The 24,196-nt window shown below is 64.8% G+C and carries 12 protein-coding genes, 1 tRNA gene and 1 pseudogene; 11 read left to right on the top strand and 3 right to left on the bottom strand.

Annotation, left to right across the window (positions count from 1 at the left end):
- Window positions 1-141: 141 nt before the first annotated feature.
- A complete protein-coding gene (locus PLD_RS03450) occupies window positions 142-1,422 on the bottom strand; it encodes a serine/threonine transporter (RefSeq protein WP_159889857.1) in 1,281 nt (426 codons plus the stop codon).
- Between the two features lie 497 nt (window positions 1,423-1,919).
- Between PLD_RS03450 and PLD_RS03445 the strand changes: the two genes are divergently transcribed.
- From PLD_RS03445 to PLD_RS03405, 9 genes and pseudogenes are all read left to right on the top strand, one after another.
- A complete protein-coding gene (locus PLD_RS03445; protein ID WP_159889855.1) occupies window positions 1,920-2,459 on the top strand; it encodes a cysteine hydrolase family protein in 540 nt (179 codons plus the stop codon).
- A 138-nt stretch (window positions 2,460-2,597) separates the two neighbouring features.
- Window positions 2,598-2,993, top strand: a complete 396-nt coding sequence (locus tag PLD_RS03440) for a VOC family protein (protein WP_159889853.1) — start codon at window positions 2,598-2,600, stop codon at window positions 2,991-2,993.
- Window positions 2,994-3,009: 16 nt separating this feature from the next.
- Window positions 3,010-3,180 (top strand): annotated as a pseudogene (locus PLD_RS03435) (2-hydroxyacid dehydrogenase); the annotation flags it as partial.
- Window positions 3,181-3,182: 2 nt separating this feature from the next.
- Window positions 3,183-3,317 carry a hypothetical protein gene (locus tag PLD_RS03430; protein WP_256674534.1) on the top strand — a complete coding sequence of 45 codons (135 nt, stop codon included), beginning with the start codon at window positions 3,183-3,185 and terminating at the stop codon, window positions 3,315-3,317.
- 336 nt (window positions 3,318-3,653) lie between these two features.
- Window positions 3,654-4,721: a phosphotransferase family protein gene (locus PLD_RS03425; RefSeq protein ID WP_159889851.1), complete on the top strand. Its 1,068-nt coding sequence runs from the start codon at window positions 3,654-3,656 to the stop codon at window positions 4,719-4,721.
- A gap of 39 nt (window positions 4,722-4,760) precedes the next feature.
- Window positions 4,761-5,528 carry an SDR family oxidoreductase gene (locus PLD_RS03420; RefSeq protein WP_159889849.1) on the top strand — a complete coding sequence of 256 codons (768 nt, stop codon included), beginning with the start codon at window positions 4,761-4,763 and terminating at the stop codon, window positions 5,526-5,528.
- 313 nt (window positions 5,529-5,841) lie between these two features.
- Window positions 5,842-6,948 (top strand): Gfo/Idh/MocA family protein, encoded by a 1,107-nt coding sequence (locus PLD_RS03415; protein WP_159889847.1) that lies wholly within the window; start codon window positions 5,842-5,844, stop codon window positions 6,946-6,948.
- Between the two features lie 207 nt (window positions 6,949-7,155).
- Window positions 7,156-7,860, top strand: a complete 705-nt coding sequence (locus tag PLD_RS03410; protein WP_159889845.1) for a hypothetical protein — start codon at window positions 7,156-7,158, stop codon at window positions 7,858-7,860.
- 169 nt (window positions 7,861-8,029) lie between these two features.
- Window positions 8,030-8,104, top strand: a tRNA-Gln gene (locus PLD_RS03405).
- A gap of 12 nt (window positions 8,105-8,116) precedes the next feature.
- On the opposite strand, the gene PLD_RS03400 is transcribed toward PLD_RS03405, so the two are convergent.
- Window positions 8,117-9,025 carry a LysR family transcriptional regulator gene (locus PLD_RS03400; RefSeq protein ID WP_159889843.1) on the bottom strand — a complete coding sequence of 303 codons (909 nt, stop codon included), beginning with the start codon at window positions 9,023-9,025 and terminating at the stop codon, window positions 8,117-8,119.
- Between the two features lie 125 nt (window positions 9,026-9,150).
- Here PLD_RS03400 and PLD_RS03395 point away from each other — a divergent pair, with 125 nt between their 5' ends.
- Window positions 9,151-10,362, top strand: coding sequence for an MFS transporter (locus PLD_RS03395; RefSeq protein ID WP_159889841.1), 1,212 nt, complete (start codon window positions 9,151-9,153; stop codon window positions 10,360-10,362).
- Between the two features lie 178 nt (window positions 10,363-10,540).
- A complete protein-coding gene (locus PLD_RS03390; protein ID WP_159889839.1) occupies window positions 10,541-10,993 on the top strand; it encodes a hypothetical protein in 453 nt (150 codons plus the stop codon).
- Between the two features lie 527 nt (window positions 10,994-11,520).
- Here the strand turns inward: PLD_RS03390 and PLD_RS03385 are convergent.
- Window positions 11,521-24,060 (bottom strand): filamentous haemagglutinin family protein, encoded by a 12,540-nt coding sequence (locus tag PLD_RS03385; RefSeq protein WP_159889837.1) that lies wholly within the window; start codon window positions 24,058-24,060, stop codon window positions 11,521-11,523.
- Between the last annotated feature and the right edge of the window lie 136 nt (window positions 24,061-24,196).

Below are 24,196 nucleotides of genomic sequence, written 5' to 3'. Positions count from 1 at the left end.
GGGAAAACGATCTCCGTCAATGCCTTGCATCTGCCTTAGCAGAAAGCCCGAAACGCCGACACCGCCGGCCCTGTGGAAGCTCCGGCGGCGTCGTTTGCCGTGGCGGGATCAAGGCGGCGGATCCGGCCAGCGCCTCGGATCTCAAGCGGCCAGCGAGTACACCAGGGCGGTGATAGCGACCAGACCCACCAGGGTCACGAACACGTTGGACGCCTGACCGCGATAGCGGGCCATGGCCGGCACCTTGTGGATAGCGTACATCGGCATCAGGAACAGGATCGCCGCGATCACCGGCCCCCCCATGGTTTCGATCATGGTCAGGATGCTCGGGTTGAGGGTCGCCACCGCCCAGCAGATCACCAGCATGAAGGCCGCGGTGGCCCGGTCCAGGGCCTTCGCTCCCGGACGCCGAGCGCTTTTTCCGATCAAGCCCTTGAGGCCTTCGCTGGCACCGATGTAGTGACCCAGGAAGGACTTGGCGATGGCCACAAAGGCAATCAACGGCGCGGCAAAGGCGATGGTCGGATTCTGGAAGTGATTGGCCAGGTAGGACAGGATCGACAGGTTCTGCGCCTTGGCTTCTACCAGTTGCGCCGGACTCAGGGTCAACACGCAACTGAAGACGAAGAACAGCACCATGCCCACCATCAGCAGGTGGGCGCGAGAAAGGATCTGCGAGCTGCGCTCTTGGGCGTGCACACCATAGCGGCGCTTCTGGTCCACGGCAAAGGCCGAGATGATCGGCGAATGGTTGAACGAGAACACCATCACCGGAATCGCCAGCCACAGGGTATGCAGGAAGCTCGAAGGCGCCGGGACATCGCTGACGGTGGCGAGAATGCCGCCATTCCAGTGCGGGACCAGGAACACCGCGAGGAACAGCAAAGCCACGATGAACGGATAGACCATCAGGCTCATGGCCTTGACGATCGCCTGCTCGCCGCAACGCACCACCACCAGCAGGCCGAAGATCAGCACCAAGGCCAGGACCGCCCGCGGTGGCGGCGCGATGTGCAACTGGTGGGTCATGAAGCTGTCGACGGTGTTGGTCAGGGCCACGCTGTAGATCAGCAGGATCGGGAAGATCGCCAAAAAGTACAGCAAGGTGATCAGGGCACCGGCGGTGAGCCCGAAATGCTCTTCCACCACGTCAGTGATGTCCGCACCGTCACGCCCGGAGAGCACGAAGCGGGTCAGCCCGCGGTGTGCATAGAAGGTCATGGGGAAGGCCAACAACGCCAGGATCAACAGCGGCCAGAAACCGCCGATGCCGGCATTGATGGGTAGAAACAGGGTACCGGCACCGATGGCGGTGCCAAACAGGCCGAGCATCCAGGTGGTGTCTTGGCGGCTCCAGCCGTTGAGGGTCGCAGGGGCCGTCGCTTCAAAGCGTTGATCAACGCTGTTGGCCTGATCATTCATCCGGTGGGATCTCCACATTCCGGTCATTTGCCATTCGGTCAGAGCGCGTCGGAGTACCCGACAGCGCGCGCCCCGCCGAAACAGAGGGGGCGCGATTGTCCGGGATTACACAGGCCCTGCATAGACTCAGCTGAGGAACGGTTTATGCGCTGCAGATGTTTTTTATTTGATGGAGAAGCGTCTGGCCCGGCCCTTTCACGCTCAACTCGGTTCCCCCGGCCAAAAGCTCGCCCGCGCAAGCGCCACGCCGAGGCGATGCACATCCGACGCGCTCGCTTCAGCACCAAGGGCCGCGTTGACAAGCTTCACGAACAGGCGGCATGATCGGACCCGATGAATATCTACGCGCTCAACCCAACCGCTACCACCACGACTGCCAACGGCGGGTCGTGTGGTGGCTGTGCGGGATGATGCAAGCACAGTAAAACCAAGGCCCCGCCAGCAATGGACGGGGCCTTTTGTTTCTCCGTCCACCTGGCAACACAAGGAGAAACACCATGCCTTTATCCAACGCCAAGCGCGCCCTGCTGGTCATCGACATGCAGGTGGGACTGTTCAACGGACCGGAGAAGCCCTACAAACGCGCGCAGACCCTGGACAACATCAACCAGCTGATCCGCCGCGCCCGCCAGGCCGGGGCGCCGATCTTCGCCGTGCGCCATACCGGCCCCGCCGAATCGCCGATTGCCGCCGGCAGCCCGCTCTGGCAACTGCTGCCGACCCTGGAAGTGGATGAAGAACTGGACTGCGTGCTGGACAAGACCCGCCCCAGTTGCTTTGTCGGCACCGGGCTGGCCGGGCGCCTGCAAGAGGCCCAGGTCAATGAACTGGTGATCGTCGGCATGAAGACCCAGTACTGCGTCGATGCCACCTGCCGCGCCGCCGGCGACCTGGGCTTTGCCGCCGTGCTGGTGGAGGACGCCCATACCTGCATGGACACGCCCGTACTGGGGGCGAAAAAGATCATCGCCCACCATAACGCCACCCTGAACGGGCCCTTCGTGCGCCTGGCCACGACCGCCGATGTGACCTTCTGACCCCATCGCCCCGCCCCACACCGCCCCGGGCACGCCGAACATGGCGTGACTCCCCCGGGAACGGTGCCGGCGAGCATTGCCAAATTCCCTCGCAACCCGCACCCTTGAGCCTTCGTCCCCGCCTGTATGGAATCCTCCATGAGCGCCACCACGATCGCCGGCTGCATCCTCTACAGCCTCGACCCGCCGTCACTCGCCCGCTTCTATGCCGACCTGCTGGGCTGGCCCATCACCGAGCAACAGGCGGATTACCAGCAACTGGTGCATCAGGGCTTCGAACTGACACTGGTCCAGGTGCCTCCGGCGATTGCCGCGCACATCGTCGTGCAGGAACCGCCACTGCCCCGTAGCGATGGCGCGTGCAAGCCACTGTTCCAGGTTGCCGATCTGCAACAGGCCAGGCAACGGGCCGCCAGCGCCGGGGGCCGGTTGTACGAGGCCGAGCGCGAATGGTCATTCAAGGGTGCGCAGGTCTGCGACGGCGTCGACCCGGAAGGCAACATCTTTCAATTGCGCCAGCCCTTGCCCCATTAACTGCTGAGGAACCGTCATGCGCGCCACCGTCCTGGTCCTGGTCCTGGTCGAGAACGTCAACGCCTATCTGCCCTTGCTCGAAGCGCTGGGCTTCAACCTGATCCTGGCTCCCACGCCCGCCGAACGGGACCAGGCCATCAAGACCCACGCCCCACAGATCGACGCCGTGCTGACCCGAGGCGCACTGTGGTGCTAACGCCCCACCTCGACGGCCTTTCGCCCCAGGCCAGCCGCGACACCGTGGACATGGTCGGCCAGAACCTGCTGGCCCACTTCGAGGGCCGGCCCCTGCTGACCCCACTGCCCCTGCCGACACCCAACTGACCCATCCCCTGGGCAACGCCTATGCTCGTGGGGCGGCTTGCCTCTGTGCCTGCATGGCTTGGGAAAGAGCGGGCTGGTGCAGGAGCCGGCTAGCCAGGGCAGCCGCCTCCCATCCGGCTCCGTCACGACGCCCCCTTAGCTGGCAAGCCGGCATCTGTGGGGGCTTGGTGCTACCAGGCCGAGGAAGTACAAGGTAAATTCAAACGCTTGTATCAAAAGCAATGATTGTCCGGCAACACGCGCACCTATAAAGGCCCGCCGCGATTGTGAGGGGCCGGTAGGCGCATTAGATTAGTCAATAATCTCTGGCCTCCAGAATAAGCAGAAGGGATAAGCATGGCGCTTACAGACCAATCCACCCGTACTCGCCCCGGCGAGGAGCTCAATGCCAACCTGATCGATGCCTACCTCAAGGCGCATATTCCCGGCCTCAGCGGCACACCGCAGATCAGCCAGTTCCCGGGCGGTGCCTCGAACCTCACCTACTTGCTGGAATACCCCGAGCAGGAGTTCGTCCTGCGCCGCCCACCGTTTGGCCACAAGGCCAAGTCCGCCCATGACATGGGCCGCGAGTTCCGTATTCTCAACCAGCTCAGGGACGGTTTCCCCTACTGCCCCAAGGCCTATCTGCACTGCACCGACGAGTCGGTGATCGGCGCCCAGTTCTATGTCATGGAACGGGTCAAGGGCATCATCCTGCGCTCCGACCTGCCGACGGAACTGGGCCTGGATGCCGGCAAGACCCAGGCCCTGTGCAAGAGTTTCATCGACCGTTTCGTCGAACTGCATCGGGTCGACTACAACGCCTGCGGCCTGGGCGACCTGGGCAAGCCTGAAGGCTATGTGCAGCGTCAGATCAAGGGCTGGAGCGAGCGCTACGAGAAAGCCCTGACCCCCGACGCGCCGCACTGGGAAACCGTGAAGGCCTGGCTCAACGACAAGATGCCCGCCGACCACCCAACCTCAAGCATCGTGCATAACGACTACCGCTTCGACAACGTCATCCTTGACCCCCACAACCCGATGCAGATCATCGGCGTGCTGGACTGGGAACTGACCACCCTGGGCGATCCACTGATGGACCTGGGCAACACCCTGGCCTACTGGATCGAGGCCGCCGACCCGGCGCCGGTGCAACTGATGCGGCGCCAGCCGAGCAACGCGCCGGGCATGCTGACCCGCCAGGAATTCGTCGATTACTACGCCGAACGCTCGGGAATCGAAATCGGCAATTTCGACTTCTACTACACCTACGGCCTGTTCCGCCTGGCCGGCATCGTGCAGCAGATCTACTACCGCTTCTACCACGGCCAGACCCAGGACAAACGCTTCGCGCAGTTCATTCACATGAACAAACTGCTGGAGCAGATGAGCCTGCAAGTCATCGAAAAATCCAGCCTCTGACCGCGCCCTCGGCGCCCGACAGCCCAGCAAGGAAATACCATGTCCAAGACTCAGTTGTTCGACCTCGACGGCAAAATCGCATTCGTCTCCGGTGCCAGCCGCGGTATCGGTGAAGCCATTGCCAAGCTCCTGGCCCAGCAAGGGGCCCACGTGATCGTGTCGAGCCGCAAGCTCGAAGGCTGCCAGCACGTGGCCGACGCCATCATCGCCGCCGGCGGCAAGGCCACGGCGATTGCCTGCCACATCGGTGAAATGGAGCAGATCAGCCAGGTCTTCGCCGGGATTCGCGAGCAGTTCGGCCGCCTGGACATCCTGGTCAACAACGCCGCCACCAACCCGCAATTCTGCAATGTCCTGGACACTGACCTGGGGGCCTTCCAGAAGACCGTCGACGTCAATATCCGTGGCTACTTCTTCATGTCGGTGGAAGCCGGCAAGCTGATGCGCGACAACGGCGGCGGTAGCATCATCAACGTCGCCTCGATCAATGGCATCTCGCCGGGGATTTTCCAGGGCATCTACTCGGTGACCAAGGCGGCGGTGATCAACATGACCAAGGTCTTCGCCAAAGAATGCGCACAGTTCGGCATCCGCTGTAACGCCTTGCTGCCGGGTCTGACCGACACCAAGTTCGCCTCGGCCCTGGTGAACAACGACGCCATCCTCAAGACCGCGCTGGCGCAGATTCCCCTCAAGCGCGTGGCCGACCCGAGCGAAATGGCCGGCGCGGTGCTCTACCTGGCCAGCGATGCCTCCAGCTACACCACGGGTGTTGCGCTGAACGTGGACGGCGGTTTCCTCTCCTGAGGCTCGCCCAAACCGCTGCGACGGCCGCCTGGGGCGAGCGCCGATCAGTTAAGCCGCCAAGACACGGGCGCACACGCGCCCCAGCGTGGCCTTCGATCGCTCAACTGACGGTTTTTTTGCGGCAGGGTCGCCTGCAGCACCCCGGGCGACCTTTCATTTGCCGCTGCCGGCAACCTTGATAGCCGCATCACTGGCCTGCCGGTAACGACGACCGACAACCACCAAAAAATGAATTTTTATTCCAGTGATTGATTTTAAGGAATATTTATTCCATAACTAGCCCCCCTACAACAACAAGTGTGCAGGTGCGGGAATGGATGAACTTGGCATTGGCTTGATCGGCACCGGTTTCATGGGCCGCGCTCACGCCCTGGCGTTTCGTAGCGTCAGCGCAGTCTTCGAACTACCGGTACGCCTGCAACTGGCGGCCTTGGCCGATGCCGACATACAGCGAGCGCAACACTGCGCCGCCGCCTGGGGCTTCACCCAGGCTCACGCCGAGTGGCAGCAACTGATCGCCAACCCCCAGGTCGATCTGGTGGCTATCACCACTCCCAACCACCTGCACTTTCCCATGGCCATGGCCGCGCTGGCGGCGGGCAAGGCGGTGTACTGCGAAAAGCCCCTGGCGGTCAGCGTCGAACAAGCTCGGCAGATGCACCACGCCGCCCAGGCCGCAGGGGTGGTGACTCGGGTGGGCTACAACTACCAGCACAATCCACTGATCGTTCTGGCTCGGGAACTGATCGGCAATGGCGAACTGGGACAACTGGTGAGTTTCCAGGGCGAGTTCAGCGAGGACTTCATGGCCGACCCTGATGCTCCCTGGTCCTGGCGTTGTGACCCGGCCCATGCCGGTGGCGCTCTGGCGGACCTGGGCAGCCACTTGCTGGCCATGGCGCGCTTTCTCATGGGCCCGGTGCAGGCGGTGTGCGCCGATACCCAGACCGTGCATCAGCAACGTCCCATCCATAACGGCAGCCCACAACGACGCGGCATCGCCGTGGACGATCAGGCTCACGCCCTACTGCGTTTTGCCAATGGCGCCCGGGGCACAGTCAGTAGCAGTTGGATCAAGCACGGCTACAAGAACCACCTGAGTTTTGAGATCAGCGGCACGCTGGGCACCTTGGCCTTCGATCAGGAACGCCTGAACGAGGTGCGCCTGTACCGGGTCGGCCAGAAGGGTTTTCAGCGTCTACTGGCGGGCCCCGAACTGCCAGGCTATGCGGCGTTCAGCCCGGCGCCGGGGCATCAGTTGGGCTACAACGAACTCAAGACCCTGGAGGTACAGGAACTGGTCATGGCCCTGTGTGGCCAAGGGCACGCCGGCACCGACTTCCAGGAGGCCTGGGAAGTGGAACGGCTCGCCGCCGCGATCCGCCTGGCGGCCCAGGAACAACGCTGGGTGGAGCTGTAATCACCCCGGACAGTCTTGGCCCATCGCAGCCTGCGCCGCCGCTGTCGCGCTTGAGGCGAGGCTGCGAAAAGCCCCCAGAACCTTCAGTAATCACAAAAACAGCAGCACCCGCCCGCCGCTCTCAGCCTGCGCCAGCAGCGACAAAGACGTGACAATCGGCTGGCCTTGCCTAAAATCCAGCGCCGATACCCGCGAGTTGTTCACCCCATGCCGGCCAAGATAAAAACCTGCGCCCCGCTGTTCTGGTCTACCGACCTGGGCATCGACTACGGCGCGCCGACCTTGCCCCTGCGCGCTCTGTTGCCCGTGGTGGGCGAGGAAAGCTCTGCCTTCTTCGAGCGTCAGGACCGTATCCAGGTGGGAGAAACCCTGCAACTGATCTGGTGCCCGCCGGTTGCCGACCTCAATGGCTGGAACGAGCAGCCTTCGGAAATTGCCCTGAGCCACCTGCTGCGGGTCAGGATCAGCGGCCCGGCGCCTGAGCCGCCGACACCACGCAACGCCCTCTACCAGGGCAAGCTCAGGTACCGCTTCCGGGTCCTGTCCTGCCAGCCCCTGCCGGCGGCCCTGCGCGCCCAACCGCTGGAGCAGCATGCCTGGCACCTGCCGCTGATCGAGAGCGGACAGGACTGTTGCCTGACCTGGGAGGCCATCGGTGAGTGCCACCGCGCCGAGGTCCAGGGGTTGATCTACCTCAGCGCCTACCGCCGCCACGAAACCTATATGGAACTGTTCATCGAAGAGGCAGACGAGCAACTGTTCGGGTTGTTTTCAGTGCACCTGGGGCCGGGGGGCAACGACTATGAGTTTGGCCGGCGCCTCCTTGAAGGCGCGGAGTTGCAAGCCATCCGCCGCGCGCTGGAGATCGCCCTGCCCCTGAAAGACTCACAGCCCGCCTACCTGAGCCCCTGAGCCCAGAGGCAGGCGAAGTGCCCTGAAAAAGACTAAGCAGCTGTTTTCAAAATCATTTTTTTGCACTTAGGGGCTTCCCAGCCTGCGGATAAATTGATAAATTTGCGCCCGTTCTTGCAGCGGCCCTCCCCGGACCGGCAGTCAAAGCAAGTAACGTCGCAACAGTTACAGGGGCGTCGCCAAGCGGTAAGGCAGCAGGTTTTGATCCTGCCATGCGTTGGTTCGAATCCAGCCGCCCCTGCCATTTTCTTTCTGTCTATGCCATCAAGTGTTCCGCCAACAGTTCCAGCAAGGCGCTGACCTTGGGCAATGCCTGACGATTCTTTATCCATAACAGATGGATGGCCTGCCCCTGGGGTGCCCACTGCGCCAGCACCTGTACCAGGGTGCCCTCCTCTAACTGACGCTTGACCAGCCACGACGGCAATTGGGCGATTCCGTAGCCCGCCATCACCGCCATCAACAAACCCTGGCCATCGCCCACCACACAAGCGGCCGGCATGACACGTCGCTCGATCTCCCCTGGCCGGCTGCCAGGAAAACTCCAGGGATGGACCCGCCCATCCGCCCAGCCATAGGCGATGCAGCGATGCTGCAGCAAGTCGGCATCGGTCAGGGGCGTACCTTGGTGCTGCAGGTACGCGGGGGAAGCGCAGAACAGATGCCGCTCATGGCCCAAGTGGCGATGCCCCAGCGCTGCGGGCCACTGCCGCGGCCCGCCGAGCCGCACGGCTATATCGACACCAGCTTCAAGAGGATCGACAAAGGCATCGGCAAAAGTCACGTGGGGTTGCAGCAAGGGGTGTTCCCGGGCAAAGCGCAAGATCAGCTCCAACACCTGAGTGCGGCCAAAGGCCCCCGGCAGGTCAATACGCAGCTTGCCCCGCAGCTCGGTGTTCTCCGCCTGCAATGCCCACTCGGCTTCTTGCAGATCGGCCAGTACCTCGGCGCAGGTGCGATAGAAGGCCTGCCCCGCATCGGTCAGCGCCAGGCTGCGGGTGGTGCGTTGCAACAGATGGGCCTGCAAACGGTTTTCCAGGCGGGCGATGGCCTTGCTGACGGCGGAGGGCGTCAGGTTCAGCCGTTCGGCAGCGGCCTTGAAGCTGCCGGAATCGACCACACAGACAAAAACATCGATGCCCTTCAGGCGTTCGGAAGAAAACATGCAGCGTCCTTATTCATGAATCTGATTCCATTCACTGGAGAAAAATCATCATAAAACAGAAGCCCATTCCTCAGTAAGCTGATAGCCCAAGCAAGACTCAACCTGCACTGCTCAACGAGGCATGGATGCTGCGCACCCTAAAAAACTACTCAAAGACCATCAAGCTGTTGCTGTCGGGCTCGCTGATCCTGACCCTGGCGCGGGCGATCACCCTGCCTTATCTGGTGATCTACCTGTCCGCCTACTTCACCCTGAGCGTCGTCGACATCGGCCTGGTGATCGGCAGCAGCCTGATCGTCGGCTCGCTGTTGAGCCTCTACGGCGGCTACCTGGTGGATCGGATCGCCACCTACCGGCTGATCCTGGCCTGCGTCGCAGTCTTCACCCTGGGCTTCATTGGCGCCTTTGCCGCCCAGAGTCTCTGGCTGTTCTACCTGTGCCTGGTGTCGATCAACCTCGCCTACGCGGTGTTCGATATCGCGGTCAAAGCAGGTTTTGCCCAGCAGTTACCGGTGGCCGAACGCAGCGAAGTATTTTCGATCAAGTACACCTTGACCAACATCGGCTATGCCGTTGGCCCGTTGCTCGGCGCCTGGCTGGCCCAGCAAGGCAGCAGCCTGCCCTTTGTACTGTCCAGCGCCCTGGGAAGCGGTTTCTTTATCCTGTACCTGGCTCAGGGCGCCCGGCACCTCACGCCTGGCGCCAGTCCCCATCAGCCCCCGGCCTTTCTCGCGCTGGGCCGACTACTGCTGCGGGATCATCGCCTGATCTGCTTCACCCTCGGCGGACTGCTCAGCGCAGTGGTCTTTGGCCAGTTCTCGGCGTACCTGTCCCAATACCTGGTGGTCACCGAATCCGCGGAGGTCGCCTACAGCACCATCAGCACCCTGGTGGCGACCAATGCGTTGCTGGTCATCACCTTGCAATACGCCATTGGCCGCAGGATCACTCCCCGCCACTTGAAGCAGTGGCTGGCGGTTGGCTTGAGCCTGTTCCTGCTGGGGGTCGGCGGATTCGCCCTGTCGACCAGCCTGCCGCTGTGGATGCTCTCCATGACCCTGTTCACCCTCGGTGAAATCATCGTGTTCCCCGCCGAATACATGTTCATCGACCTGATCGCCCCCGAATCCCTGCGGGGCCTCTATTACGGCGCGCAGAACCTCTCCAGCCTCGGCGGCGCCCTGGGCCCGATCCTCTGCGGCATGGTTTTGGCGAGCCATCCAGCACACTGGATCTTCTACATGCTGGGGGCGTTCATTGTCGCCGGGGGACTGTTCTACTGCCTGGGCGCCGCTCAGTTGAACAAGGCCAATACCGCGGCCACGCTTGAGGGCTAACGCACGCTCATTTCTGCGCAGGCCGCCCACTCCTTGTGGGCCGCAAACCCGCTCATCGCCTGTCACCCACCGCCAATCGCCCGTCATCCGTCATCCTCGGTTCCTGACCAAGAGCCTTCACAACATCCCTGCGTGGTTCGTTCCCCTTTGTACCCTCACCCACAAAGAGCAACGCACCATGAAAAATACCGACCTTAGTCACCTGATCCTCAACGACCACGCGCGCATCGAAGCCGCCATCAGCACCGGTGCCGCCTGGGAAGTGTGGTTTCAGGTGGAATTCCTGATCCTGCTGCGCTCGGCCCATGTGGCCGCCGCCCGCGAGGTGCCCTACCCGGCCCCCAACCAGGCTTGGCGCCTGGATGTGCTGGCGCAACATAACAGCCAAAACTACGCCATCGAACTGAAAGTCGAAAGCGCCACGAATGCCGGCAACAAACTCCTGACGGAGACTCAGAAAGACATCGAAAAACTCACCCAGTACACCGACCCGGTAGCCGCGCGCTGGGCCGTCGCCCTGGGCTACAGCGATGCGGCCAAGCGTGGGCTGCGAGACTTCGCCAACGCCCATAAGGACTGGGTCATCTATCAGCAATCCGGGGCCATCGGCTGCATGATCGCGACCGTCTAGCGAGCCAGCCACCAACCCTATCGCCAAGGCTTTGAGAAGCACCTTGTGCTCAGCGATAGAGCAGACGAAAAGTCACCCGTGACAAGGAGCACCGGGGCCCGCCGCCTGATCGAGGCTGCGGGCCCCGGCGGGCGCCGTTCTAAGCTCTCCCGTAACACTTGCGACCTTGACTGACGCGCCTCAACCGTCGACCCAGCATTGCCTGAACACCCGGACCGCCGGCCGGAAATCTGAATGCACTGTGATCCAGACCCACACCCGCGCCGCTTTTCATCCCGTTCAGGCCTGCCCTCTCCAGCCAGCGCCTTTCTCCCGTTTGCATGACTCCCTCCTGAGAATGGGTCAGCAGGTGTAAACCTTATTCAGGACGGGACAGTGTAATCACGCTGACTGCGTCTTTCTCCCGTATTCATGACTCCCTCCTGAGAAGGGATAAGAAGGTGTAAACCTTATTCAGGACGGGACACAGCGACAAAAAAGGGAGCGATCAACGATCGCCCCCCCAAGCGTGCTACCGCAAGAGATTCCTAGAGTGTCAGCTGCCCACGCTCCTCATCGGTCAGGCGCGCCCGGGCCTGGTCGCTCAAGGGCCCGGCGCCCAGGACCTGCACCGGGCTGTCGGGGTTGTAGCCCGGGGCACGGCTGGCTTCTTCGTGCTGACGCTGCACCGGTTCGGAGCCAAAGCCCAGCACTTCCACGGTGACGATCGAGGCCCGGCCCTGCTTGGCCGCCGCCTGCTGGTTGCGGGCGGCGTCTTGCGCGGCCTGGGACGCGGCGGAGCCGGCGGCGCTGGCCGAGGTCATGGCGCCGGTGTTGACGGTGGCGCTCACCGGCACTCCGGAGGACTTGCCCTGGGTCTGGATGTTCGCCGCGTTGACCACCCGCAGCGCGGCGATGTTGACATTGCCCGAGACCCGGATGCCTGCTTCGCCGGCGTCGATGGTGCCCAGGGGCGCGATCAGGTCGATGTCGCCGGCCGCCACTTCGGCAATCGGGTTGAGGGTGGCGATCCCCGCCCCGGTGCTGGGCACCGCCGGCGACAGGCTGACGTTGCCCCAGTGGTCATAGACGCGCTTGGGCGGGGTGTAGACCACGGTGGTCTTGGAACCCCGGCCGGCGTTGATGTCGCCCACCGCCGACCAGCCCATGACCGAGCCGCCGAAGGTGGTCATGATCCGACTCTGACCCAGCAGAATACTGCCCAGGGAATACAACTGAATGTCCCCCGCGCCCTGGGTGATGACCCCGGCCGACGCGGGTGGCGCGGTGCCTTCGATGCCAAAGGTCTGGTTGCCGCCAGGCGTCAGCATCTGGATATTGCCGCCGAAGTCGGTGTGTACCCCAGAAGCGCCGAACAGGGTGATGTCGCCCTGGTAGGTGATCGGGTTTCCGGCCACGTCGGTGCTCGGGAACAGCCCGGCAATCGCCGCCCGCCCCCGGGCGTAGCTTCCCTGGCGTATCCCGCCGGCCTGGGTGTACTCGCGGCCGGCGGCCTTGAGTTCGGCAAAATACACGTCTCGGGCAAATACCCGCTGCTGTGCGGCCGGTAACGCGGCGTAGTAGGCCCGGGCCTGGGCACTGTCGCCGACAAAACCGAAGCGTTCGGCCAGCCAGTTCCCCAGTTCGGCCTCGTAGGTCTTGGCCACCTTGGTGCCCGACAGGCTTTCGCCGGGCTGGGCCTGATTGGCGGGGTCCAGGTAGGCGGCGACGAAGCGCCGGTAATCCGGGCCGCTGGCGCCGGCCCCGGCCTGCATCACGATGCTCGCGCCAGGACGGCTGCCCCCCGGGACCACCGCGCCGATGCTGGTGACGCTGACCTTGTCCTCCATGAGGATGTTGCGCCCCGCCGTCAGTTCCAGGGTGCCGGGGCCGGCAACGTTGAAGCTGCTGTAAAGAATGTCGCGTCCGGCACTGACCAGGGAAATATCGCTGGGGTGGTTGTGCACGAACAGATTGCCCCGCGAGGTTGAACCATCACCGGGGTCGCCGACGCCAACGATGCTGCCGCTGCTGACGATGTCGCGCCCGGCCATCATCCACACCGGGCGGCTGGCCTCGTACCAGGTCTGCCCGGAGTGCAACTGAGAAGGCGCGCTGCCAAAACGGATGATCCGGCCACTGTTGACGCCGATCAGGTCGCCGCTCACGGCATAGAAGCGCGCCGGGTCCACGGCCTCGTCCAGCACGGCGGAGACACTGCCGGAACCAAAGGCAAACAGTGGCAAGGTGACGGTGTTGGCCGGGGAGCCATTGATCGACAGGTTGCTGGCCACCACGGCGCCGCCGATGCGCCCGACAAAGGCCGGGTGCCATGGCGTGGCCATCGCCGCCCCTGCCGCACCCGACTGGCTGACCGTAAAACCACCGGCGTAGACCGAATCTTGGGCGAGGAACTGCAACTGCCCGTCAGCACCGGGAGCCAACACCAGCGGGTAGCGATAATTGACGTCGTCGCGCTGCGGTGCCGCGGCCTTGCCGTAGTACAGGCTGCCGCTGGCAGCCACCGCCCGCAGGATCGACGGATAGACCACCGCCAGGTCCGTCGCACTGGAGGACGTGGTAAAAGGCGTCAGGTTCCCCCCCTGGGACATCACATCGACAGCCGTGTGATCGGTCCACAGGGTGAACCAACTCTGGCCACTGCCCTGCTCGCTGCCACGGCTGAAGAGCGCGCCGTTGAACTGCTTGACCCGTCCCGGGTCCTCGACGTTCTGCAGCACCAGGTCACCCAGGCTTTGCAACTGGTAGGTGGCATCCCCCGGCACCAGGGTCAGGCCGCCCTGGGCCAGGCCACGGGTGGCGCGCGACGGATCGAAGGCCCGAGTCTCGCTCGGGTTGTGGTCGGCGGCGGTGCCGCCATAGAGCAGGCCGATGCTGCCCTGGGAGGCGCTCTGCAACTGGGCGTTGCCGCGCAGGTTGACCAGCATGCCGCTGCGATGATCGTTGCTCTGCTCGCTGGCCGGGTTCAAGGCCCCGGCAATATGCACCCGCATATCGCCCCCGCCGGTCAGTTGCAGGCTGCCATCGCTGGCCACCCGACCGGTACTGCCCACCGCCAGCACCAGGCCCTCGCTGCGCGGGCTGACCGAAGCCGCATCGGCGGCCGCGGACAGGCGCTTGAGCACCCCGGCATCGCCACCGACCGTCAGATCCAGATCACCGCCGCCCAAGGTGCCGAAGCCGGTGAAGCCCACCATCTTGTCGGCGGCGCCCGCCACATAGGTGCCAAAGTTGATCCACCAGGCCGTGGGCTGGACCGTGCCGCCAGTGGCCACATCGGCGCTGCCCTGGCGCCACAGCCAGTTGCCCACCTCGGCCGAGTCCAAGCCGTTGTCCTTGGGGTTGGGCCAGGTAAGGCTGTTGCTTGCCATGCTGGTGATATTGCCGGTCAGGTCACCACCGACATCGACCCGCAGGTCGCCACCGCCTTCCGGGTACCAGGCGCGATACAGGCTGGTGCTGCTGCCATCGACGAACGACTCGAAATAACTGCCCGGGTCGTTGAGCACGGTGCTGCCGCTGCCCAGGCCCCGGGGTTGGTTGTAAGGATCGCCAGCGGGGGTGGCGGTCGATGAGGTCCCGGCGGTATAGACCCCGTACAGCGAATCCATGCTCAGGTTGCCGGCGCTGAGCAGTTCCAGGTCGCCCGTGCCGGTGCGGATCACGCTGAAGCGGCGGCTCGAAGGCGTCGCTTCATACTCCTTGGCGCTCTGCGCCAGGCAGAAGTTGGGCGACTCGCTGCACATGGCCTCTACCGAAGGCAGACCCAGGTCCTGGATGAACTGCTCCTCGATCACCGCCCCCAAGGTCACCTCAATGCCGGCCATGGCCAGTTCGTCCACAGCCTCCTGCGTCCAGACGTAAGTGCTCTTCATGGCGCAATATTCCGGGGTATTGCCACAGAACTCGGCAATGCTGCCCAGTTCCAGGTCGTCGAGGACCTGCTGATCCACCGGGTCACCTTCCTGGACGATCACCCCATTGGCGGCCAAGTCCTCGACCACCTTGGCGGTCCAGGTAAACACCCCCTTGGAAGGCAGTTCCTTGGCGAACATGCCGTAGTGGCTGTCCGCCAGATGCAGGTCGCCGCTGCGGGGATTGGCCTGCAGGATACGGCTGTCGGCAGCCTCGGTATCGGCCCCGGCCACCAGACGCAGGGACCAGGATTGCGAGCCCTCGGCGAGCATCGGTGCAAGGGCCCACTGCGAGCCCTGGCGCCCGGCCACTTCCGGCCGCAGTTGCATCGACTCGACACCCCCCGGCAGCTTGACGTCGGTGCCGGCAGGAATCAGCGCGCCCAGGGGCAGCGCCTTGCTGCCGTCGAGCAACAGCGCGCCCACCACGTTGGGCAACGCCACGCCCTTAGGCCAGGTCATGGCCGTGACTTGGATGTTCTGGCCGAGCAAGTTGCCGGCCTCCAGCCGGGTACCGGCATCCAGGGTCCGAGCCTCGCTGAGCAGGGTCCCGGCGGCGAACAGCAGGTTGCCCTGGGCATCGCGCACGGCGGCGGCCAGCACGCTGCCCGCCGGCAAGGTCAGGCTCTGTTCGAGCTGCACCGTCACCGGCAAACGGGTGCCCGCCACCAGGGTCAGGCCCTTGAGCGGCAAGTCGTAGTTGAGGGTGGTGCCGCTGGGGAACCGCGTGCCATCGGCCAGGGTCACCCCAGTGCCCGGCACGATGAGGTGACCGCCGGTGAAGTCCACGCCCGACAACAGCACCCAGCCCTTGTCGTCCACGGTGGACGGCGGCGGCGCAAAACCGTCATTGATACTGCCGTAGATGTTCAAGTCGCCACCGGCCCGCAGGGTCAGGCTGCCGACCTCGCCGGAGCCATATACCGACGTTTTCTGGCTATGCGGGTTGAGGCTGGCGTAGCGATAGCCGGACAGGTCCAGGTCGCCCTGCACCACCAGGTCGCCGTCGGCGGTCTTGCTGACGATCTCCACGCCAGGGCGCAAGTGCAAGGCGTCGGCATAGGTGGCGTTGTTCAGACCGGCCAGTTTGTTCTGCAACAGGTCGTTGTTTTGCAGCGCGGCGTTGATAAAGGCCGTGCTCAGCTGATGTTTCTGGTCCAGGTAAGCCTGGGTGATTGCCTGGTACGGTCGGCCGCTGGCGGTGCTGTCATTTTTCAGTGGCGCATCGTCATAGCTGATCATGCCGTTGACCGCGATCGAGCGTGCGCCCTGGATCTGCAAGCCGCCACGGGCATCGATATCGATATCGTCGCTGCTGCCATCGGCCTGGATCAGCCGTGGCGCGTTCAACGCCAGGGTGCCGCGATTGCGGCCATCGTTCTGCCCGGCGCCGCTGCCTTGGGCCACATCGGTGCCATGGCGCAGGTCAATGCGCGCGCCGTCGGCCAGGGTCAACCGACCCAGGCCGGAACCGAGCACCACGGTGGCGCGGTTGGGCGAATCGATGATCTGGCCGTAACTGTCGACCCGCAACTGGCGGCCATGGGCATCCAACACCGCGCTGCCGTCCAGCGTCAGGCCGTGCCTGGCGGCCAGGTTGATGCTGCCGACCCGCTCACCGCTGGCATCCACCAGGCCATTGACCCGCAAGCTGCCGTTGTCCAGCGAGACGTTGACGCTGTTGGCCTTGACCCCGTTGCCGATGGTCAAGTCACCCTGTTTGAGCTGGAAGCTGCGCGCGCCGTATACCTGCCCCTGGTTGAGCCGCTGGTTTAGCGCCGCGAACTGTTCGTCCAGAGTGCCGCTGACACCCAGGTACTGGGCCTGGATCTCCACCGCGCCCCCCAGGTAAGGCACCCGGATGCCGCCGGCATCGTAATCGCCGCTGCTGCTGCCGAGGATCTTGCCCGCCAGCTCCACCCGCCCGGCCGCGCTGTCCACCGCCACCGCCCGCAGCTTGCCGGCCTGGTTGTGCTGTGCCGACAGATCGATGGTCGAGCCCGCCGCTTGCAGCACATGGCCAGCGTGGCTTTCTAGCAACACCTCACCCCCTGCGCCATAGCGCGTCAGGTCGTTGAAAGCGACGGCACGCCCGGCCACGTCAATCAATGCCGCATCGGTCAGTTGCACATCGCCACGGGCCTCAAGGGTCAGCTTGCCGCTGGGCAGCACCACGGCGCTGGCCAGACGAATACTGTCGCCTTGCAAGGACAGCGCCGCGCCCTGGCCATCGACCTCGCCGCGGGGCCCGGCCGAAGCGCCGATATCGATCACGCCACCAGCGCTGATGCGGTTCACCGAGCCGGCTGCGCCAGTCATCAGCGGGGTCAGGATGTTCAGGTTGCCGCCGCTGTAGGCAAAGCCCTTCTGCGGGTCATAGGCGCCCTGACTCTGGTACACCGAAAGGCTGCCCTTGTGGTTGGCGGTGATGCGCTGGCTGGCATTGAGGTTGACGTCGGCAAAGCCCAGGGCCAGCCGATCGAAGCGCTGGGTGGTGCTGGGCTGGGCGAAGGCGCCGTAGCCGAACTCGATACGCTCGGCATTGATATCCAGACGTCCGCTGCCGCTGCCGATCCCACCGGCCACCACCGCCCCGGCCGGGGTTTCAGCGCCCTGCCAGATCAGGTGGGCGGTGTGGATGCTGGCCACGTCATTGGCGCCGCCTGCACCATAGATCGCCGGGGTGGACAGCATCAGGTTGTTCAGCAGCGACTTGCCGGTCACCGGGTCATAGGTGTCCAGGCTGGCGCTGCCGTAGAAGTTGAAGCTGTCCCGGGCCGAGAGTTGCAGGGTTTCCAGGGCCGGGGCGCCAAACTGAGTGTCACCGCGCAGCAGACGCTCTAGCGTTGGCTGGTTCAGGGTCATCCCCGCCGGCAGGCGATTGCTCGCCGCCGCCGCCGCCAGCGCCTCGGTGCTGCCGACATTGATTGCGTTCAGGCCCAGGTTCAGATGGCGCGTGCCGTAGCGCACCTGCTCACCCAGTTCGAAGGTACTGTCGGTCAAGGCGACGATGCTGCCTTCGGAGTACAGCGCAGCCTGTCCGCTGCACGGGGCGCCGCTGCACCCCCCCACTTGAATGCCATCACTGACCTTGGCACCCGCTGAAGGCACATTGATCACATTCAGCAAACCGTTGGAGACGGCGACCATATTGGCCGCTTTGTAGACAAAACCATCCCTCGCGTCGTAGCTGGCCTGACCCTGGCCGATGGTGTTGATCGAGGCCCCCTGCTCCACCTGGATTGCCCCACCTCCGGTCACCAGAAACACCTCAGGCGCGGCCAGGTTCGCCCCGGCGCGCAGGGTGATCGCGCCCCGGGTCAGGTAGTTGCCCTCATCAAAGGTGACGTAGTTGCCACCCTGGCCATAAGCGACAGCGCTCAAGCCACCGATGACCAGGCGTGCGGCACCCAGGGCATTGAGGCTGTCGGCATGCAGGGTCACCCCCTGGAAGCCGTCGGTGGCCGCCTTGCCGGCCGCCACCACCTCCGTGTTGGTGTCGCCAGGACTCATCACCGTGACGGTGCCTGCGTATCCGCCGGCGGCGGCCTTGAAGCGGCCAATGCCCTCAAAGGAAAACGCATCGCTGCCCGCCCCTTCGCGCAGCGCCAGCTTCAGGGTCTTGGCGTCCGCCGCGAGCAGGGGCCGGGGTACGCCAAGCCGGGCCGCATCGGCCTTGGCAAATGGCGCATAACCGGTTTCGTTGTACTGCGAGTAGCGGCGCAAGGTGTCGGCCGAGGTCAGAATCAACTGGCTGGCTACGTTGTTGCTGATCCCGGTATGGGCCACCGACAAGCGCCCAGCGGTGGACCAGGAGCCATTGCGCAGCAGCTGGGTCGCGCCTTCGCTCGCGAGCCCCGCCAAACCGTTGATCTCCACGCGAAACGCCCCGGGCATCAGCGCATAGGTGGAGGGCATCAGGGTGTAGGTGCCGGCTGCCAACCCCGGCACGCCGGCGCCGATGGTGACTTGTTGGCCTATCAATGGGTCCACTGCACCGCCCTCTGGGGCGACCGGCGCATAGCCCGGCTGCACACCGGGGACGATGGCGTAGATCGGGTTGCTCGCAAGGCCTGGGAGAATCAGTTGGCCATTGCTGCCTATCTGCACCAGCGGACTGTAGCGAGCATCGGTGGAGCCGCCGCGCCCGGAGATGAAGCCAGCCCCCAGTAGCTCGCCACCGCCGGACAGATCCACCGTGGCCTCGGCGCGGACCGCCACGGACTTGCCGCCCAGGATCACACCGATGCTCAGATCGCTGTTGCCGTTGACCCGTGCCCCCTGGCCAACGAAGGTCACGGTCTTGCCGTTGTACTGGTAGACCTGACCATCGACCGTGCCGCCATAAGGCAACACCAAGCCCTTGCCACTCACCGAAGTCAGGCTGCCAGGCAGCAACTCCACCTGGCTGGCCCCCTGGTTACCGATCTCGATCAGCCCCAGGGGCGCGCGCAGCACCCCACCCTGCTTGATGGTGGCCGCGCCCAATTGCAGGCGGCCGAAGGCCGAGTACGGCACGGCCGCGTCATAGTTGCCGGCGCGGCCAATCGTCAGGGTCCGCGCCGGGTCGAAGTCAAGGTCGGTACCGGTGAGATTGCCCAGGTAGCCGGCAATCACCCGGGCCCCGACCTCGGTCGCCGGATACAACTGCGCCGCCCGCAGGGTCATGTCGCCCTGGGTCAGCAGTTGGGTGCTGATGCCTTGGGCGATAACATTCGCGTCGGCGCCGGCCAGAAAACGCAGATCGCCCTGGCTGCTCAACTGCACATGGTCGAAACCACGACGCTCGACCGTCACCTGGCTGTTATCGGCCTGGCGCAGGCTGCCCTCGCTGCCGAACACCACGTTGCCGCGTACGTCGATCAGATTGCCGCTGGCATTGAATTGCCCCTGAGTGGCCCGTTGCGACGGTGTGCCGGTGGACACCGGCCGCAGGTACTGATCCTTGGCCTCCAACGGCGCGAGAATGCCCGCCAGCAGCAGGTACGGCGCCGACAGATTGACCCGGGTATTGGCCGCGGCGCTGTCGCTCAGGTTCAGCGCGCCGCTGTACAGGCGCAGGCTCTGGCCCAGGTTCAGCGACACATCGCCGTCAAAGCTCAACAAACCGTTGCTCAGCAGCGCCAGATTGTCGAAACCGCCGGCGGTGACTTGATCCACACCCAGACGCCCATGGCCGTATTCCAAGCTGGCGGCCGCGGCATCGGCGCTGCCCGGCAGCGTGCTGCCCTGGTGGACCTGGCTGATCACCAACTCCCGGGCCTTGAGCACCCGGTCGTTGACCGCGTTCTTGATGTAGTACGGGCTTTCCAGGGCCAGGGACAAACGGCCCCCCGCCGCCCCGGCGCCACCGGCCCGGGCGACGAAGCTGCCGTCCAGGTACAGGCCGTTGTTGGAGGCGAAGTTGATGCTGCCGCCATTGCTGGCCACCTGCACCCGGCCCTGGCCGGGAATGTCCAGGGCCGCCTGGGTCCCGGAAGCCTCCAGGCGCGCGCCGTCACGCACCACCACAAACAGGTCGCTGGCCTTGGCGATGCCAGTGGCCAGGTCGATCTCGCCACCGATGGCAATCTTGCCGCCGCTGTGCACCTGACCGTAGCGGCGCCCGCGGTTGTCCACCGCGCTCACTGCCCGCGCCGCGACATCGATCAGCGCCTGCTCGCCGACCCAGATCGAGCGCCCGTGGCCGGCGGCATTGGCCGCTTCGGAACTGGCCACCGTCAGCCCGCCGAGGCTGACGCTGCCGCCCCAGGCATTGAGGGTGCCGTTCATCGTCAGTTGACCGACGCTACGCAGGTTGATGGCCTGCCCCGGGTCGACACTGATCACCGCGCCCTGGCCCACGTTCAATGCGGTGCTGGCCAACTGCGCGGCCGTGGAGTACTGATTGCCGGCGCTCAAGGTCAACCCGGCGCCACGGCGCTGGGTCAAAACACCCTTGAGCGCATCCTGCTGGTACAGCTCCGGCAGCCAGGTCTGCAGCACGCTGGACGAATCGCTGCCGGTGGCGCTGTTGCCGGCCTGGGCGCCGACGCGGTAGACCGGCATCTGAACCTCGACCTGGGCGCCGTCGGCCACCGTCAGGCCTTCGTTACCGGTGATGTCGTAGGCGCCGAAGCCCTTGTTGAAGAAGTCCCCCGCCAGTTGCAGGGTGCCGGCCTCGGGGCCCGGGTTGCTGGCACCGATCACTACCTTGTGCGCTTGCAAGGCCAGGGTGCCACCGCCATTGACCCCATAGCCGCGCAGTACGCCCTTGAGGTCGAGTTGGCCATCGGCCGCCAGGGTCACGTCGCCGCCCTTGCCGCCCGTGGCCTTGCCGTCGTAGCCGAGGCTGGCCCCGGAGCTGGCATCCACCAGGGTGCCGTTGCCCAGGTTGAGGTCGCCACTGCTGCGCAACGACAACTTGCCGCCGTTGATAAAGGCCAGCCCACTGCTGTCCGCCGGATTCAAGGCCAAGTTGTTCCAACGGCCGCTGACATCCAGCTTGACCCCGTCGGCCACATCGACCCGGGCCTGGGCCCCAGCGGTAGGTGCGAGGATCACATCGCCGACCACGAAGTTGCGGTTCACATCCACCTGCTTCAGCACGTTGCCGGCGTTGATGCTGCCGCCATGGGCGGTCAGGTTGGCGTTGAGTTGCACCTGCGGCCCGAACAGGGTGATGTCGCCGCCGTCGGCCACCTGCAGCGCGCCGTTGACCTGGATCTGCTGCTTGGCGCCGACCTTGATAGCCCCCAGCTGGAAGCCATTGAGTGTGTCGCTGTCGAGCACCAGTTGGCCCTGGCGATTGGCCGGCAAGGCTGTGGCGAGGTCCAGGCCGTCGGCGATCTGCTGCTGGTTGGCCTCGATCAGCACGTTGTCCACGGTCGGGCTCAGGGCATAGCGCAACGTGCCACTGCTCTTGTTGTAGATCGGCGTGTAGTTGCCAATGATCAGTTGCGCGCGCTGGGCCGCGGCCTTGTGCGATTGCTGGTAGCCGTCGAGGTTGACGTTGGGCGCCTGGGTCTGGCGCTCGCCCTTGAACACTTCGCTGACCAGTTGGCCTTCGAGTACCGCATTGCCGGTGCCGATCACCAGCTTGCCGGCATCGCGGCCGACGGTGTAGCCGGCCTCGTAGCGGCGCTGCTGGGCGATCAGCGGGTTGTAGTAGTAATCGGTGCGGCCCCAACGCGGACTGCTGTCCACGTAGCCCTTGTAGATACCGGTGTAGAGCAAATCCCCCGGGGCCCGGGACAACTCGTACAGACGCCCGTCGACGCCCTTGAGCCAGGTTTGCTGGATGTAGCCGGCCTGCACATCGACCGTGCCGCCGGACAGGTTCAACTGGGCGCCGGACTGGGTCACCACCTCCTGGCCGGTGAAGGTCAATGTGCCGCCCTGGGCCATCCATTCGCCGATATTGTGGCCCTGGGTGCCCAGGTAGCCGCCCACTTCCAGCAAGCCGCCGGCGGTGTACCAGCGGTCGGTGGCGTAGCCGTTGGTGCCGGCCGGGACAAACACCAGCTCGCGCAGGTCGACCCAGACGTCGTTGTTGATCAACTGGCCGCTGTCGCGATTGCCCGCCGAGTCGCGCTGCTCGTTGCCCTGAACGTTGATCTTGATGGTGTTGGACTCCATCGCCACCTTGACCCCGACGGCGCCGGCCACATCGATCACCGCGCCGTCGCGCACCAGGCTGCGCTGCCCGGCGCTGACCGCCACCTGGCCACCGGTGGCCAGGGTGATGGAGCCGTTCTGGAAGTCCACAGTGCCGCCACTGACGATCTCCACCCGCGACTGATCGGTGCGGTCGGCCACGCTGCTGAGGTTATTGAACTGCCCGGTAATCAGGTTGGTCGGGGTGCCGTCGAGGTTGATCAGGCCGTTGTTGCGCTGGCTGTCCAGGGCGGTGCTGCCACTGCTGTCCAGCACAATCGCAGTGGTGCTGCCCTGCCCCAGGGTCACGCTGCCGGTGCTGTCGCTGGCGGCGTTGAGCAAGTGGATGGTGCCGCGGGTGTCCACCGAGGTACTGGCCAAGGCCACACCGTTCTGCGCCACCTGGTGCCCGGTCAGGGTGATGTCGCCGGTGGACGCCATGATCAAACCGCTGTTGCTGACCGAGCCGGCGCTGCTGCCGGGCTTGAGCGAGGTGGCCACTTCATTGCCGCGTGTCGTCGAGCGCTGGTTGCCATCGGTGCCCACGCCGCGGCGGATGTAGAAACTGTCGCCGGCGGCCAAGGTGGCCTGGCCCTTGGCGGTCACGATGGTGCCGGCGTTTTCCACCTCCGCCCCCAGGAGCAAGGCATAGCCACCGGCATCGGTGGACTTGGCCGGGGCATGGGTCTGGATCAACGCACCGCGCTGCACCTGAACCTTGCCCAGGGCATCGACGAAGGTCGGCTGGGTGCCGTTGGCGTCCACATACAGACCGCGCTGGGTGAACTGCTCGTCGCTGATGGTGGCCGCGGCGGCCACCAGGTTGCGCACATTGACCTGGCTGGTGCCGGTAAAGATCACCCCGTTGCGGTTCATGATCATCACCGTGCCGGCGCCCTTGATCTGGCCCTGGATCTCGCTGGGCCGACCGTTGGGGTCGTTGACCTTGTTCAGCAGTGCCCAGTTGGACTGCTGCTGGAAGTCGACGGTGGTGTTGCGCCCGACGTTGAAGGTCTCCCAATTGAGGATGGCCTTGTCGGCAGTCTGCTCGATGGTCACCGTGGTCTTGCCGCCGGACTGGCTCTGCACCGGCCCCTTGGCGTTGATCCAGCCCTGGGTCAGGCTGTTGTCGACCTTGAGCCCGCCCTGGCCGAGGCCGTCGGGAACGTTGCTTAACGTACCGAAGGCCGCCTGACGCGCCGCCGCCTGGGCCGCTTGCTGGGCGGCGATAGCGGCGACGCTGGCATTGAGATTGCCAAGCGAGCGCTGCAACTGCCGGTTGGCCCGGGTCTGCTGGGACAACGACGGAATGCCCGGCACCTGACCGCTGGTCCGCGCGGCGGTGGCGGCCTGGGACGCGCCCTTGTCGGCAAACCAGCCGGAACTGAACGCCGTGGCGCCCTGGGCACTGCCGGCCATCATCAGCAAGGCAATGGCGTGGGCCAGCGGCTTGAGCCGCAGAATCGGCGCCTGGTTATTCAGGCCATGGGGGTTAACCGGTGGTTTGCAGCGAACCATTACGACTCATCCTTTGTTATGACGCCCACGGGTGCGTGACGCGAGTAGGGCCTGGGGCGCACGTCAGTGCTTTAGGCGATAGGCCGTTGGCGCAGGACGCGACCGAACGGATGTCACGGAAAATTCATCTTTGCGG

The organism is Pseudomonas sp. LD120, assembly GCF_009861525.1.
Classification (GTDB): domain Bacteria; phylum Pseudomonadota; class Gammaproteobacteria; order Pseudomonadales; family Pseudomonadaceae; genus Aquipseudomonas.
Note: the sequence above shows the minus strand (reverse complement) of the source record. Positions and strands in the feature narration are given on the sequence as shown.